Origin of the sequence: Amycolatopsis sp. NPDC058340, from assembly GCF_042723975.1 — a bacterium.
GTDB lineage: Bacteria > Actinomycetota > Actinomycetes > Mycobacteriales > Pseudonocardiaceae > Amycolatopsis.
This window is the reverse complement of the sequence record NZ_JBHXIB010000078.1, coordinates 1-13,934: the sequence shown is the minus strand read 5'-3', so window position 1 is coordinate 13,934 and position 13,934 is coordinate 1. Positions and strand designations below refer to the sequence as shown.

The window sequence follows — 13,934 nt, the reverse complement described above, 5'->3', positions numbered from 1 at the left end:
ATGCCCTTCGTCCGTATCGACGCCATCGGGACCGACAAGCTCGAAGCCCTCGGCAACGCCGTCCACGACGCGATGGTCGAGACGATCGGCATCCCGGCCGACGACCGCTTCCAGGTCCTCAACGGCCAGAGCATCCTGAAATACGACGACTACCTGGGGATCCATCGCGACGAAGGGGTGGTGTTCGTCGCGATCACCATGCGGCAGGGGCGCACCGACGAGCAGAAGAAGGCCCTTTACCGGCGGATCGCGGAGCTCGCCGAGGAGTACGCGGGGACCGAGCCGCGGAACGTGCTCGTCACCATCACCGAGAACAATCCGGTCGACTGGTCGATCGGGAACGGCGAAGCGCAGTACGCGTGATCAGGCCGGCGCGGCGGTGAAGGCGTGCTGCTCCAGCAGCCACCACGTGTCGCGCCCGAACGACCAGGCCAGCAGCGCCAGCGCGCCCAGCGTGACCACGAACCCGGCCCAGAGCGGCAGGACCGTCGAGGACACCACGACCAGCACGATCCCCTGGACCGCCGCGACCGTCTTGCGCGCCAGGCTCGGCGGAAGCGGCGTGTTCAGCCACGGCCAGAGCCTGCTCGCGGCGACGAAGACGTAGCGCATCGCGCCGATCGTGAGCACCCACGGGCCCAGCGACTGCGCGACGACCACGCTCAGGATCAGGATCAGATACGCGTCGACCTCCATGTCGAACCGCGCGCCGAGCGGCGACGCCGTCCCGGTGCGGCGGGCGACCTGTCCGTCGACGGCGTCCAGGACGAGCGCGACCGACGCGAGGACGACCATCGCGACGATCTCCCGGCCCGCCGTGTCGACGACGAGCGCGGTCACGCAGCCGACCAGCCCGGACCGGGCGAGCGTCACGGCGTCGGCGGGGCCGAGGGAGCGCGCGGTACTCCGGTTCAGCCCGTAGGTCAGGAATCCGCCCACGGCGAGGCCGTAGGCCGCTCCGGCGAGCCAGCCCAGCGGGCCCAGCCCGGTGACGGCGTCCAGCGTCCCCAGCAGCGCCAGCTGGACGAGGACCCCCAGGAAAACTCCGGGGTTGATCACGAGGCCTCCTCGTTATGGTGGCGGTGACCCCGCTTCCAGGGTCCGACATGAGAGGACACGATGGAACGCGCCTTCTGGTTCAGTGGTTCCGGCGACGGTGAGCTCAGGCCGGTCACGCTCCCTCCGGTCGGCGACGACGAAGTGCTGGTCCGCACCCTGTACACGGGCGTGAGCCGCGGCACCGAGACGCTCGTCTTCCGCGGCGAGGTCCCGTCGAGTCAACGCGCGGCCATGCGCGCGCCGTTCCAGGAAGGCGACTTCCCCGGCCCCGTGAAGTACGGGTACCTCAATGTCGGCGTGGTCGAACGCGGTCCGGCGGACCTCGCCGGGCAGGTCGTCTTCTGCCTCTATCCACATCAGACGCGTTACGTCGTCCCGGCGTCCGCCGTCACGCCGGTGCCGCGCGAGGTCCCGCCGGAACGCGCGATCCTCGCGGGGACGATCGAGACCGCGGTCAACGCCGTCTGGGACGCGTCGCCGAAACTCGGCGACCGGATCGCCGTGGTCGGTGCCGGGATGGTGGGAAGCAGTGTCGCGAAACTGCTGGCCGGTTTCCCGGGGGCCAGGGTGCAGCTGATCGACGTCGACCCGGCGCGCGCGAAGATCGCCGAAGCGCTCGGTGTCGACTTCTCGACACCGGAGGAGGCGCTGGGCGACTGCGACCTCGTCGTGCACGCCAGCGCGAGCGAAGCGGGTCTCGCCCGGTCGCTGGAGTTGCTCGCGCCGGAAGGCGAGGTCATCGAGCTGAGCTGGTACGGCGACCGGAGGATCGGCGTCCCGCTCGGCGAGAACTTCCACTCACGACGGCTGGCGATCCGCAGCAGCCAGGTCGGCATGGTCTCGCCGTCCCGCCGCCTGAACCGGACCTACGCCGACCGCTTGACGCTCGCCTTGCGTCTTCTCGCCGATCCACGGTTCGAAGTGCTGGTCAGCGGGGAATGTCAGTTCCGTGAACTACCGGACGTCTTGCCGCGTCTGGCCGCGAATGAACCAGGAACGCTCTGCCTCCGTGTGACCTATCAGATGGAGGACACGCGTTAGGGCTCGATCCGGGAGGTCCGTTGTTCAGTATCACCGTCCGCGACCACGTCATGGTCGCCCACAGCTTCCGCGGCGAGGTCTTCGGCCCGGCACAGCGGCTGCACGGCGCGACCTTCCTGGTGGACGCGACGTTCCGCCGGTCCGAACTGGACGCCGACAACATCGTCGTCGACATCGGAAAGGCGACCGAAGAGCTCAAAGCGGTGCTCGCCGACCTGAACTACCGCAACCTCGACGACGTGCCAGAGTTCGCCGGGATCAACACCTCGACCGAGTTCCTCGCCAAGGTCATCGCGGACCGGCTCGCCGACCGCGTCCATTCGGGAGCGCTCGGCGAGGGCGCGCGCGGCCTCGAAGGGCTCACCGTTTCGCTGCACGAATCCCACGTCGCCTGGGCGAGTTACGAGCGTGCGCTGTGAGCCGCCTTCACGTCGTCCTGCCGAACGACATCGACGACGTGAGCGCGCCCAGCGGCGGCAACGTCTACGACCGGCGCTTGTGCGACGGTCTCGCCGCCGAGGCGGTGGAGGTCCACGAGATCCCCGTGCGCGGGAACTGGCCGTGTCCCGACACCGAGGCGCGCAAGGTGCTGGCGCGCAAGCTGGCCGAACTGCCCGACGGTGCGGCGGTCCTGCTCGACGGGCTGGTCGCCTGCGGGGTGCCCGAGGTGATCGCGCCCGCCGCGCGGAGGCTGTCGATCGCGGTGCTGGTGCATTTGCCGCTGGCCGACGAAACGGGGCTTTCGCCCTCGCTGGCCGCCGAACTGGACCGGCTGGAGCGGGAGACGCTCGGCGCGGTCGACGCCGTGGTCGCGACCAGCGGCTGGGCGGCGCGACGGCTCGTCGAGCATCACGACCTCGCCCCGCACCGCGTGCACGTGGTGCCGCCCGGGGTCGACAGGGCCGAAGTCGCGTCCGGGAGCCTGGAAGGGACGCATCTGGTCTGCGTCGCCAACGTGACGCCGCGCAAGGGACAGGGGCTGCTCGCGGACGCGTTGAAATCGCTCAAGGACCTTCCGTGGACCTGTGAATGCGTCGGCGCCATCCGCCGCGAGACCCGCTACGTCGAACGCCTGCGGCGACACACCCTCGGCGACCGGTTCAGCCTCACCGGACCCCGGTCCGGCGAAGCGCTCGAAGCGACGTACGCGGCGGCAGACCTTCTCGTGCTGCCTTCGCGCGCGGAGACCTACGGCATGGTCGTCACCGAGGCGCTCGCACACGGCATCCCCGTGCTGACGACCGCCGTCGACGCCCTGCCGGACACGCTCGGCCAGGCGCCCGACGGCAGTGTGCCCGGGATGCTCGTCCCCGGTGAGGACGTCAACGCGCTGGCCGCGGCCCTCCGCCGCTGGCTCACCGAACCCGGCCTGCGTGACCGCCTTCGCGCCTCCGCGCGCCTTCGCCGCGAGACACTGACCGGCTGGGACGAGACGGCCCGCGGCGTCGCCGCCGTACTGCTGAGTGAACGGACGGCGGCATGACCAAGTACGCCCCCAGCTGGCTTCAGCTGCGTGAAGACGCCGACGCCGCCGCTCGCGCGACCGAGCTGATCGAGCCGGTGCGTGCGTTCCTGCGCGGCCGGGAGGAGATCGTCGTCCGGGATCTCGGCTGCGGCACCGGTTCGCTCGGCCGCTGGCTGGCCAGGCGGCTGCCCGGCCGCCAGCACTGGATCCTGCACGACCGCGACCCGGTCCTGCTCACCCACGCGCTGGCACGTACGAGCCGTCCGGAGCACGCTTTGGACGGAAGTGAGGTCACCGTCGTCACCGAACAGCGTGACATCACCGGGTTAAGCGCGGAGGACCTCGCCGGGACGTCGCTCGTGGCGGCGTCGGCGCTGCTCGACCTGCTCACCGCCGAAGAGATGTCCCGGCTGGCCGAGGCGTGCGTCGAGGCGCGCTGCGCGGTCCTGTTCACGCTGAGCGTTTCGGGCCGGGTCGTGCTTTCGCCCAAGGACAAGTTCGACATCGAGATCTCCGACGCCTTCAACGCGCATCAGCGCCGGGTGACCGACGGCCGGTGGCTGCTCGGGCCGGACGCGGTGGACGTCGCCTTCGGGGTCTTCGAACGCCTCGGCGCCACCGTTCGCCGCGCGCCGAGCCCGTGGCGGCTCGGGGCGGATCAGGTCGCGCTGACCGCGGAATGGCTCACCGGCTGGGTCGGCGCAGCCTGCGAACAGCGGCCGGAACTCGCGGCGGACGGGGACGCCTACCTCCAGTGGCGGCTCGAACAGTGCGCGGCCGGTGAGCTGAACGCGGTGATCCAGCACGAAGATCTCCTGGTGGTGCCCGCGTGAAACGGCTCTGGCCCTGGCTTCGGATCCTCGGCGCGCTCGTCATCCTCGGGGTGCTCGTCCGGCAGCTGGGCACCGGTGCGTTCGTCGAAGGTCTGCGCGAGGTCGACGCGGGCGGGATCGCCGCCGCGCTCGGGATCGGTTTCGCCACCACGGTTTTCAGCGCTTGGCGCTGGCGTCTGGTCGCGCGGCGGCTGAGCCTTCGGTTGTCGTTGCCGAGCGCCGTCGGTGAGTACTACCGCGCGTTGTTCCTCAACGGTGTCCTGCCTGCGGGCGTCCTCGGCGACGTCAACCGCGCCGTGCAGCACGGGCGCGAAGCCGGTGACGTCCCGCGCGGTGTCCGCGCGGTGGTGCTGGAGCGCACGGCCGGGCAGATCGTGGTGATCGGCGCTTCGGTGGTCGTCGTGCTCACCGTGCCTTCCGTGGTGCCGCCGCCGATCGACCGGGTGGTGACGGCCGCCGGGATAGCCGTGGTCGTGCTCGCGCTCGCGGCCGTCGTCACCGGGATGACGGCCGGGCGGCGATGGATCCACAGTGGATCGAAATGGCGCCGCGGGTTCGCCGTCTCCCTCGCCGACGTCCGGCTCGGCCTGCTGACCAAGGAGACCTGGCCCGGGGTGGGCCTGCTTTCGGTCGCCACCCTGGCCGGGCATCTCGCCCTGTTCGTCGTCGCCGCGCGCGCGGCGGGGGTCACCGCGCCGGTCGGCGAGCTGCTGCCGCTGATGATCCTCGCCCTGCTCGCGATGGGACTGCCGCTGAACATCGGCGGCTGGGGCCCGCGCGAAGGCGTTTGCGCGCTGCTCTTCGGCGCCGCGGGCCTCGGTTCGGCGCAGGGGGTCACCGTGGCCGTCGTCTACGGCGTGCTCGCGCTCGTCTCCAGCCTTCCCGGTGCGGGCGTCCTGCTCGCGCGTTCTGTCAAGAGTCACCGAACAGACAGGAGAAGCCCGATGACCGTCGAGAGGGTCGTGGAGACCAGACTGCCCACCCGGTACGGCGTTTTCCGCGCGTATGGGTACCTGGACGCCGACGGCACCGAACAGATGGCGCTGGTACACGGCGACGTCGCGACCTCCGGCACGCTGGCGCGGGTCCATTCGGAATGTCTCACCGGCGACGTGTTCAGCTCGATGCACTGCGAATGCGGCGACCAGCTTGCCGCCGCGCTGCGGGCGATCGTCGACGAGGGCGCCGGAGTCCTCGTGTACGCCCAGGGGCATGAAGGACGCGGGATCGGTCTGCTCGCGAAGCTGAAGGCGATGCGGCTACAGGACGAAGGGCTCGACACCGTCGAGGCGAACATCGCGCTCGGACTGCCGGTGGACGCGCGCGACTACCGTGCCGCGGCGGAGATCCTGAACGATCTCGGCGTGCGGTCGGTGCGGCTGCTGTCCAACAACCCGGCGAAGGTCGACCAGCTGGAACGGCACGGCGTGCGGATCAGCGAGCGGGTGCCGCTGCTGGTCACGCCGAACGACGAGAACCTGCGGTACCTGCGGACCAAACAGGAACGGATGCACCATTTCCTGCCGCATCTGGACCTGATCGAGTCAGCCGAGAGCGGCCAGGGTGTCCCCGAAGCTCTCCACCAGTGACGCCAGCACCAGGCGTCCCTTCTCCGCCGTCGCCAGCGAAGGCCGTCCGACCACACCGGACTCCGCATACGGGCGCAGGCCCACCGTCAGCAGGTGCCGCCTGTCGTCGGCGAGGTGGTCCGCCTCGGTGAAACCGGGCCGGACCAGCGAAGGGTGCGCGTGCAGCAGGAGGGAGGTCTCCAGCTCGCCGGCGTGCATGTCGCTGTCCAGCGACGTCTCCAGCCCGGCCGCGTCGTGCGCCGCCTGCCAGCCTTCGAGGCCGGGGAAGAGCGCCATCGGCGACGTCGACTCCTGGACCACGTTGGCCAGCACGTAGTTGCCGCCGTGCGCGTTCACCAGCACCAGTTTCGGGACGCCGGACCGGCGCAACGAGGCGGCGACATCGTTCACCACGGCGTACAGCGTCGCGGCGGAGATGCTGACCGTGCCCGCCCAGTCCGCGTGTTCGTGGGAGCAGCCGATCGTGACCGGCGGGAGCCTCAGCACCGGATACGCCGCGGCGAGGGCGTCGGCGATCGTCGTCGCGATCACGGCGTCGGTGGCGAGCGGGAGGTGCGCGCCGTGCTGTTCGAAACTGCCGACGGGCAGCACCGCGACCTCGGCGCCGCGGGCGCTTTCGTCGGCCGTCGTGGCCGTCGGGAACAGGTTCACCCGGGCTACGGTACCCATATGACCGACCACGCCGCATTGTTGTCCGTGGCCCGCGAGGCCGTCGCCAAGGCGACCGGGATCATCCGCTCGATGACGTCGTTTTCCGTTGCCGCCAAAGGTGATCGCGATATGGTGACCGACGTCGACCTCGCCGTCGAGGACGCCGTCCGCGAATTCCTCGCCCGCGAGACGCCGGAGATCGGCATCCTCGGCGAGGAGCGCGGGCACGAGGGGAACGAGGACCTGTGGTGGGCGCTCGACCCCGTCGACGGCACGGCGAACTTCGCGCGCGGGATTCCGCTGTGCGGTGTTTCGCTCGGGCTCGTCGACGGTCTGAAGAGCACGGTCGCGGCGATCTCCCTGCCGTTCCTCGACGTCACCTACACCGCTGCGGAGGGTCGGGGCGCGTATGCGGGCGAAGAGCGTCTTGAGGCGTCGACGGCGACGGAGCTGACCGACGCGATCGTGAGTATCGGCGACTTCGCGGTCGACGAGGGCGCGGAGGCCAAGAACCGCGTCCGGATGGCGCTGCTGGCCGAACTCGGGGGCCGTGTGCAGCGGGTCCGTTTCCTCGGCTCCTCGGCGATCGACCTGGCCTGGGTCGCGGACGGCAAACTCGACGCGAGCGTCAACCTCTCCAACCAGCCGTGGGACACGATGGCGGGTGTCCTGCTGGTGCGGGAGGCTGGGGGAGTCGTCGTCGACATCGACGGCGGCGACCACACGGTGCGTTCGGCGGACACCATCGCGGTCGGTGCCGGGCTGCGCGACGAGCTTGTCGCGGCGATCGCGCGCGCGGCGGGCTGAACTTCGTCACGCCGGAATTGAACCGGACGGGCGCCGCATCCGTGTCTCCTGATAAGGCGCCCGCATCTGGAGGTAACCGTGTTCACCTCGAATGTCCGCGTGACCGAACCGGTCGTCTTCGTCCTGCCGGGCGAAACCGAGGACGTCAGTGGTGAATACGACCGCCGGATGTGCCAGAACCTCCCGGCCACCGGCCTGCCCTTGCTGGAACTGCCGATCGCCGGGGAATGGCCGATGCCGGGGCCGCTGTCGCGGTCGAGACTGGCCCGTTCGCTCGCCGCGTTGCCCGACGACACCGTCGTCCTGATCGACGGCACGGTCGCCTGCGGGGTCCCGGAGATCGTCGTCCCGCACGCGCGGCGGCTCCGGCTGGCCGTCCTGGTCCACCGGCCGCTCGCCGACGACCCCGCGCTCGATCCGGCGCAGGCAGCCGAACTCGACGCCTGCGAACGGGAGACCCTGCGGCTGACCGGGATGATCGTCGCCACCGGGCCGTGGCTCGCGCGGCAGCTGATCGACCGGCACGACCTCGACCCGACGCGGGTCTACGTCGCGACACCCGGTACGGACGCGGCCCCGCTCGCCGCCGGGGCCGACGGCGTCTCGCGGCTGCTGTGTCTCGCGCCCATGACCGCGCGCCACGGCCAGGACGTGCTCATCCGCGCGCTTTCGATGGTCGACGAACTGGCGTTCAAATGCGTGTTCGCCGGGGCGACACACCACGATCCCGCGTACGTCGACGAACTGCGCTGGACGGTCGAGCGGCTCGGGCTCGGCTCCCGGATCAGCCTCATCCAGCCGCCGGACGATCTCGACCTGGTGTACGACGGCGCGGATCTGCTCGTCCTGCCCGCCCGCGGCGGCACGTCGGGACTGGTCGTCGCCGAGGCGCTCGCGCGCGGGATCCCCGTGGTCGCCACCGAAACCGCCGGCGCGCACGACGCGCTCGGCACGGCGCCCGGCGGCGGTGTCCCCGGGATGCTGGTGCCGCCGAACAACCCTTCGGCGCTCGCGGCGGCGTTGCTGCGCTGGTCGCTCGACGCCGAACTCCGCCATTCCCTGCGCACGTCGGCGCTCGCCCGCAGCAGCGTCCTGGAGGAATGGGACGTCGCCGCGGGCAGGCTCACCGATGTCCTCTCCCGGTTGCAGACCGCGCCGCGGCAGCCTGCTTGATCATCGCCCGGAAGCAGCTATCGGGGGAGACCGCCGCCTCGATTGACTGGGCGGCATGCGAATCGTCGATCTTGCGTCCCGTCCCGATCTGCTCGATGCCGCGCTGAATCTCGGCGACGTCGGCGGTGAGTTCATCTACGCCGGGTTCAGCGGCAAGATGATCACCCCGGAACGGTTCCTTCGCCATTGGTCCCGGTATTTCCTGATCGCGCTGGACGACGACGGTGAGCCGATCGCGCGGGCCTTGTCGGTGCCGCTGACCTATCCGGCCGAAGACCGCCACGAACTGCCGTCGCACGGGTGGGACGAGGCGATCCAGTGGGCCGCGCAGGACCTCATGGACGGCCGCGCGCCCGACACCCTGTGCGCCCTCGAAGTCGTTGTGGCGCCGCGAATGCGCGGGACCGGCCTGTCCACGCCGATGCTCAAGGCGCTGAAGGCGCGCGCCGCCGAGACGGGGCTGAAGCGGCTGATCGTCTCCGTGCGCCCGATCGGCAAGGAGGACGAACCCGGCGTCCTCATGGAGGACTACGCCGTCCGGCGGCGCGAGGACGGACTGCTCGCCGACCGGTGGCTGCGCACCCACGAACGGCTCGGCGCGCGGATGATCAAGGTGTGCCCGTTCGCGGTGACCATTTCGGGCTCGATCGCGGACTGGAAGGAGTGGAGCGGCGTCGACCTCGTCGACGGCGACAACGTGATCCCCGGCGGGATCGCGCCGGTGCACGCGAACGTCGAGCGGGACTGCGGGGTCTACGTGGAGGCGAACGTGTGGATGGAGCACCCGTTCTGATCGGCTCTTGGCCGGGTCCAGATGGCCTGGCGCTGACGTTGCGAAAGCCACTTTCGCAACCTTCAACGTTGCGAAAGTGGCTTTCGCAACGTGCCACCTCTGCCCAACCCGTCAAGAGTGCCCGGCCGAGGTGTTCACGATCGCGTCCCGGGAACGAAGCGCTCGCCGTCGAAGACCATCTCGAGCGGCGGAAGTCGCGCGGCCGGCCGCCAGCCGGCGCGGAAGGCGTCACGAATGGCGCGGCGGACCTGGGTCTGCGTCGGCAGGAAGGCGTGGTGGTACGGGTCGAGGACGAGGATCTGCCCGTCGGTGCCGTCTTCCTTGACGCGGATCACGCGCGTCGTGCTTTCCCAGTCGGCGTCGAGGTGCCAGAGGAACGACTGGCCGTTGCGAAGCGAGACTCGGCGGGTGTCCTTCTCCGGCCAGGCCATGGTGATCACTCCTCGGATGGCGGGGCATTCCTCGCGATTTCCGCCGGAATCATCGCAACGGGTACGGCGTCGCGCGTCGGTGCCGCAGAGTGGATCGTATGGACATCGAGCGGGTCGGTTTCGCCGGGCTGGGCAGTATGGGTGTGCCGATGGCGCGGAATCTGGAGCGGGCCGGGATCCCGCTGCTCCGGTGGAACCGCACACCGGGCAAGACCGACCAGGTGGCCGACGTCGCCGAATTCTTCGCGCGGTGTGACGTCGTGATCCTGATGCTCAAGGACGCGGCCGCCGTCGACGCCGTGCTCGGCCGCGGTGGGCCCGAGTTCGCCACCCGGGTGGCGGGCCGCACGATCGTCCACATGGGAACGACGGCGCCGAGCCATTCCCTCGCACTCGAGGCAGAACTTCGCGCGGCCGGGGCGAAGTACGTGGAGGCCCCGGTTTCGGGTTCGCGCGTCCCGGCGGAGGCGGGGGAACTGGTCGCGATGCTCGCGGGCGACCCCGGCGTGGTCGAGGAGGTGCGGGAGCTGTTCGGGCCGATGTGCCGGGAGACCGTGTACTGCGGGCCGGTCCCGAACGGGCTCCTGATGAAGCTGGCGGTCAACGTGCACCTGACCGCGGTCGTGACCTCGCTGGCGGAGACGGTGCATTTCGCCAGGGCACACGGGCTGGACCTCGGCCTGCTCGCCGACGTCCTCGGCGCGGGTCAGCTCGCCAGCCCGATCCTGCGGGTCAAGGCGCCCAAGCTCGTCGAAGAGGATTTCGCGCCGCAGGCCTCGATCGCGAACGTCCTCGCGAATGTCGAGCTGATCGCGGCGGCGGCCGGGGAAGGGGGCCTGGAGCTGCCGCTGATCGAGGCGTCCCGTGCCCTCTACGCCGAGACCGCGCGGCTCGGTCTCGGCGAGGAGGACATGGTCGCCGTCGTCAAGGCCCTCTCAGGCCCCCACCCGCGTTCAGAGGACTAAACGGGCGTGATCACGCGAGTTACGCTTTCAGCCGCGCAGGGCCGCGGCGATCCGGCCCGCCGCGGCGAAGGATTCCTCCTCCGGCTCGCCGAGCAGGGGGAGCAGGATGACCGACTCGGTCCCGGCCGCGTACAGCGCGCGGATCTGCTCGACGCACCGGTCGAGCGGGCCGCTGATGCTCAGCCTGTCGATCCACTCGGGCCGCAATCGCCGGGCCAGGTCTTCGCGGTCGGTCGCGGCCTTGACCTCGGCCAGCAGTTCCGCGCCGAAGTCCAGCGGCTCCAGTGCCGGACCGGAGTTCGGCCCGATCGCGGAGGCGACGTCGGACCGGGCGCGCTCGCGGGCCCGCTCGGGATCGGCGTCGAGGGCCAGCCAGTTGTAGGCGGCGATCGAATGGCCTTCGACGCCGACGAGGTCCCGTGTCGCGCGGACGTACTCCGGCGTCGCCGGTTCGGCCAGCAGCGTCCCGTCGGCGACCCGGCCCGCCGCCGCGAGCGACTTCGGGCCGCGGACACCGGCGACGAGCTTCGGCGGCAGCGCGGGCGGGAACTCCAGTTCGACGTCGTCGAGCCGGACGTGCTTGCCCTCGAATGAAACGCGCTCACCCGCCAGGAGCCGCCGGATGACCGTCAGCGTCTCTTCGAACGCGGCGAGCGCCGACTTCGGCCACGCGTCGATCTGCCGCATCCAGCTCGGCACCCCGTGCCCGAACCCGGCGATCAGCCGTCCCGGGTACAGCTCCGCCAGCGCCGCGATCTCCATCGCCGCGATGGCCGGATTCCTCGCCACGGCGGGCATGATGCCGATGCCGAGAGTGATCTTCTCGGTCGCCGCCAGCACCGCCGACGCCGTCGCGATCCCGCCCGCGTAGAAGCAGTCCTCGACGATCCAGACCTCGTCCAGGCCCTCCTGCTCAGCGCGCCGGGCGAGACCGGTCAGTCGGGCGGCGGGCAGCTCGCGCGGGATCCTGACCCCGAGCCGTGAAACCATGACGTTCTCCGTTCTTCAAACGCGCCGCAGCACGCGTAACAGATATTCCTTGCGTTCCAACGGGTTGTGATCGGTCCTCGATCGTGACGGCGGCGCTCCCCGGACGGGCCGGTAGCCGTGGAACGCCGTCTCCATCGCGCCTTCCCCCCGGGTCGCCGAGGGCAGGAGCTGGTGCACCTCATGGGTTTTCGCCGCCGGGATCTCGCCTTCGAGCTCGGCGGTCCCGTCCTTCGTGATCGTCGTCCGCGGGACGGCGCGGGCCCGCGCCAGCAGCGCGGTCACCGGGCCGAGCGTGTCGGCCGGGGTCTGCAGGGTGAACCGGTGCATCGGTTCGTGCACGGTCGTGCCGGCCTCGCGCAGCGCCGCCATCAGCACCAACGGTGTCAGATCCCGGAAGTCGCCCGCGGTGCTGGACATGCTCTTGTCGAAGGTGCCGTGGGCGTGGCTTTGCCTGGCGTAGTAGCCGGAATGCGTCATCGTCACCGCGCAGTCGCGCACCTCCCAGCCGTGGATGCCTTCGCGCAGCGTCTCCTTCACCGTGTCCTCCACGGCTTTGACGAAGGAATACGGCATCGAGCCGAGTTCGACCTCCAGGCGGAACGAGATCCCGCTTCCCGGTTCGACGCGCAGCCCGACCGTCGCCAGAAAGGGATTCGACGCCGTGCCGATGAGTTCGGCGGCCGATCCGGTGCCGGAGACGCGCTCGACGCAGATCGTGGTCGTCTCACTGAACGTGACGTCGATGCCGTACTCGTCCGCGAGCGTCGCTTGAACGACCTCCTTCTGCACTTCTCCGTACAGCGAAACGGAAGTCTCCTGGCGGATCTCGTCGTGCCGCAGGCCGATCAGCGGATCCTGTTCGGTCAGCCGGGTGAGCGCCTGGTGCAGCGGTCCGCGATCGGCCGGGCGCACCGGCGAGACGACGGTTTCCAGCGTCGGCGGCGAGAACAGGGCTTCCCGCGTCCGGGTCCGGGTCCCGAGCACGTCCCCGATCCGGACGTCGAGCCCCGAAAGTTTCGCGATCCGCCCGGCTTCGGCCGACGCGGACGGCACGGCCGCGCCGTGGTCGAAAACGCTGATCGCGGTGACCTTGCCTTCGCCGTCACCGAGCGGGACCTTGTCGCGTACGGCGACGCTGCCGGAGAACAGCCGCACGTAGGCGATCTTCTCGCCGCCCGGCGCGCGCTCGATCTTGAACACCGTGCCGGACAGCGGTGCGTGGCTGTCCGCTTCCTTGGCGGGCAACAGATTCTCGATGCCGTCGCGGAGCGCGTCGATCCCGGCGCCGGTGATCGCGGACCCGAAGTAGACCGGATGAGCGCGACCTTCGGCGACCTTCGCGGTTAGCTCGGCGCGGAGCCGCGACGGCGTGAATGTGTCCGGGGCGGTGAGGTACTCGGTGAGGAAGTCCTCGTCGAGCGTCGCCAGCAGATCGATCACCCGATCGGGGTCCATCGTGACGGCCGTCGGCGTGAGCTTCTCGGCGATCTCCCGGAACACGCGCTCCGGGTCGGCGCCGCGGCGATCCAGTTTGTTCACGAACAGCAGCACCGGGATACCCAGCCGCCGCAAGGTCCGCATCAGGACCCGGGTCTGGGCCTGGACGCCCTCGACCGCCGACAGCACCAGGACGGCGCCGTCGAGCACGCCGAGCGCGCGTTCGACCTCGGCGATGAAATCGGGATGGCCGGGGGTGTCGATCAGGTTGACGGTGACGTCGCCGAGGGCGAACGACACCACGGCCGCCTTGATGGTGATACCGCGGGCGCGTTCGAGCGCCAGCGTGTCGGTCTGTGTGCTGCCGTCGTCGACGCTGCCCGGCTCGCCGATGATCCCGGCGGTGTGCAACAGGCGCTCGGTCAGGCTCGTCTTCCCGGCGTCAACATGCGCCAGGATCCCCAGATTGAGGGTTTTCACGAGTGGTCTCGTCCTCGAGGTAGGCGGGAATTACCTGATGGAAGGACGTGGACACTCGCAAAACGATCATCTCCTAGGCCGGGAACCGATCTCCAGGACTACAACACCCCCGGCTCCGGTACCGCAACCGATTTAGCGCGTGAAGGCCCCCTTCCCTCGGCTCAGCCGCGGGAAGGGGGCCTTCACGCGCTGTTCAGGCCAGGTACTCCGCGGCGGCCCG

At 70.3% G+C, this 13,934-nt stretch carries 15 protein-coding genes; 10 read left to right on the top strand and 5 right to left on the bottom strand.

From position 1 onward, the window contains the following. Nucleotides 1-363 carry a tautomerase family protein gene (locus ACFWIW_RS40230; protein ID WP_378373296.1) on the top strand — a complete coding sequence of 121 codons (363 nt, stop codon included), beginning with the start codon at nt 1-3 and terminating at the stop codon, nt 361-363. On the opposite strand, the gene ACFWIW_RS40225 is transcribed toward ACFWIW_RS40230, so the two are convergent. After that, nucleotides 364-1,059: a CDP-alcohol phosphatidyltransferase family protein gene (locus ACFWIW_RS40225; protein ID WP_378373295.1), complete on the bottom strand. Its 696-nt coding sequence runs from the start codon at nt 1,057-1,059 to the stop codon at nt 364-366. It abuts the gene before it with no gap. 60 nt (nt 1,060-1,119) lie between these two features. Here ACFWIW_RS40225 and ACFWIW_RS40220 point away from each other — a divergent pair, with 60 nt between their 5' ends. The 5 genes from ACFWIW_RS40220 to ribA are packed head-to-tail and all read left to right on the top strand — an operon-like array spanning nt 1,120 to nt 5,987. Continuing rightward, nucleotides 1,120-2,100, top strand: coding sequence for a zinc-binding alcohol dehydrogenase (locus tag ACFWIW_RS40220; protein ID WP_378373294.1), 981 nt, complete (start codon nt 1,120-1,122; stop codon nt 2,098-2,100). A 20-nt stretch (nt 2,101-2,120) separates the two neighbouring features. Next, nucleotides 2,121-2,519, top strand: a complete 399-nt coding sequence (locus ACFWIW_RS40215; protein WP_016331711.1) for a 6-carboxytetrahydropterin synthase — start codon at nt 2,121-2,123, stop codon at nt 2,517-2,519. After that, nucleotides 2,516-3,583, top strand: a complete 1,068-nt coding sequence (locus tag ACFWIW_RS40210) for a glycosyltransferase family 4 protein (RefSeq protein WP_378373293.1) — start codon at nt 2,516-2,518, stop codon at nt 3,581-3,583. Before ACFWIW_RS40215 ends, ACFWIW_RS40210 begins: the two co-directional genes overlap by 4 nt. After that, nucleotides 3,580-4,398 carry a methyltransferase domain-containing protein gene (locus ACFWIW_RS40205; RefSeq protein ID WP_378373292.1) on the top strand — a complete coding sequence of 273 codons (819 nt, stop codon included), beginning with the start codon at nt 3,580-3,582 and terminating at the stop codon, nt 4,396-4,398. Before ACFWIW_RS40210 ends, ACFWIW_RS40205 begins: the two co-directional genes overlap by 4 nt. Then, nucleotides 4,395-5,987 carry a GTP cyclohydrolase II gene (gene ribA / locus ACFWIW_RS40200; RefSeq protein ID WP_378373291.1) on the top strand — a complete coding sequence of 531 codons (1,593 nt, stop codon included), beginning with the start codon at nt 4,395-4,397 and terminating at the stop codon, nt 5,985-5,987. The genes ACFWIW_RS40205 and ribA overlap by 4 nt, the downstream gene beginning before the upstream one ends. Here ribA and ACFWIW_RS40195 read toward each other — a convergent pair. Further along, nucleotides 5,943-6,638 (bottom strand): creatininase family protein, encoded by a 696-nt coding sequence (locus ACFWIW_RS40195; protein WP_378373290.1) that lies wholly within the window; start codon nt 6,636-6,638, stop codon nt 5,943-5,945. The two genes, ribA and ACFWIW_RS40195, sit on opposite strands and share 45 nt — an antisense overlap. Nucleotides 6,639-6,656: 18 nt before the next feature. On the opposite strand from ACFWIW_RS40195, the gene ACFWIW_RS40190 reads away from it, so the two are divergent. The 3 genes from ACFWIW_RS40190 to ACFWIW_RS40180 all read left to right on the top strand — a co-directional run bounded on the left by ACFWIW_RS40190 (nt 6,657) and on the right by ACFWIW_RS40180 (nt 9,411). Beyond that, complete coding sequence (locus ACFWIW_RS40190; RefSeq protein WP_378373289.1) at nt 6,657-7,445, top strand: inositol monophosphatase family protein; 789 nt, start codon at nt 6,657-6,659, stop codon at nt 7,443-7,445. Between the two features lie 78 nt (nt 7,446-7,523). Continuing rightward, nucleotides 7,524-8,618 carry a glycosyltransferase family 4 protein gene (locus tag ACFWIW_RS40185; RefSeq protein WP_378373288.1) on the top strand — a complete coding sequence of 365 codons (1,095 nt, stop codon included), beginning with the start codon at nt 7,524-7,526 and terminating at the stop codon, nt 8,616-8,618. Nucleotides 8,619-8,673: 55 nt separating this feature from the next. Next, nucleotides 8,674-9,411 carry a GNAT family N-acetyltransferase gene (locus tag ACFWIW_RS40180; RefSeq protein WP_378373287.1) on the top strand — a complete coding sequence of 246 codons (738 nt, stop codon included), beginning with the start codon at nt 8,674-8,676 and terminating at the stop codon, nt 9,409-9,411. Between the two features lie 134 nt (nt 9,412-9,545). Here ACFWIW_RS40180 and ACFWIW_RS40175 read toward each other — a convergent pair whose 3' ends face one another. Continuing rightward, nucleotides 9,546-9,842, bottom strand: a complete 297-nt coding sequence (locus ACFWIW_RS40175; RefSeq protein ID WP_378373286.1) for a hypothetical protein — start codon at nt 9,840-9,842, stop codon at nt 9,546-9,548. 26 nt (nt 9,843-9,868) lie between these two features. On the opposite strand from ACFWIW_RS40175, the gene ACFWIW_RS40170 reads away from it, so the two are divergent. After that, on the top strand, nt 9,869-10,807 hold the full coding sequence (locus tag ACFWIW_RS40170) for an NAD(P)-dependent oxidoreductase (protein WP_378373308.1): 939 nt from the start codon (nt 9,869-9,871) through the stop codon (nt 10,805-10,807). 27 nt (nt 10,808-10,834) lie between these two features. Here the strand turns inward: ACFWIW_RS40170 and ACFWIW_RS40165 are convergent, their stop codons facing one another. Both ACFWIW_RS40165 and ACFWIW_RS40160 read right to left on the bottom strand, forming a co-directional pair. Continuing rightward, complete coding sequence (locus ACFWIW_RS40165) at nt 10,835-11,797, bottom strand: LLM class flavin-dependent oxidoreductase (RefSeq protein ID WP_378373285.1); 963 nt, start codon at nt 11,795-11,797, stop codon at nt 10,835-10,837. 15 nt (nt 11,798-11,812) lie between these two features. Continuing rightward, entirely contained in the window at nt 11,813-13,714 is a 1,902-nt protein-coding gene (locus ACFWIW_RS40160; protein WP_378373284.1) for a GTP-binding protein, read from the bottom strand. Between the last annotated feature and the right edge of the window lie 220 nt (nt 13,715-13,934).

Bases quoted from the DNA above. Each gene is read 5' to 3' on its own strand.
- ACFWIW_RS40230 (WP_378373296.1), top strand. From the start codon at position 1: ATGCCCTTCGTCCGTATCGACGCCATCGGGACCGACAAGCTCGAAGCC.
- ACFWIW_RS40220 (WP_378373294.1), top strand. From the start codon at position 1,120: ATGGAACGCGCCTTCTGGTTCAGTGGTTCCGGCGACGGTGAGCTCAGG.
- ACFWIW_RS40205 (WP_378373292.1), top strand. From the start codon at position 3,580: ATGACCAAGTACGCCCCCAGCTGGCTTCAGCTGCGTGAAGACGCCGAC.
- ACFWIW_RS40190 (WP_378373289.1), top strand. From the start codon at position 6,657: ATGACCGACCACGCCGCATTGTTGTCCGTGGCCCGCGAGGCCGTCGCC.
- ACFWIW_RS40180 (WP_378373287.1), top strand. From the start codon at position 8,674: ATGCGAATCGTCGATCTTGCGTCCCGTCCCGATCTGCTCGATGCCGCG.
- ACFWIW_RS40175 (WP_378373286.1), bottom strand. From the start codon at position 9,842: ATGGCCTGGCCGGAGAAGGACACCCGCCGAGTCTCGCTTCGCAACGGC.
- ACFWIW_RS40165 (WP_378373285.1), bottom strand. From the start codon at position 11,797: ATGGTTTCACGGCTCGGGGTCAGGATCCCGCGCGAGCTGCCCGCCGCC.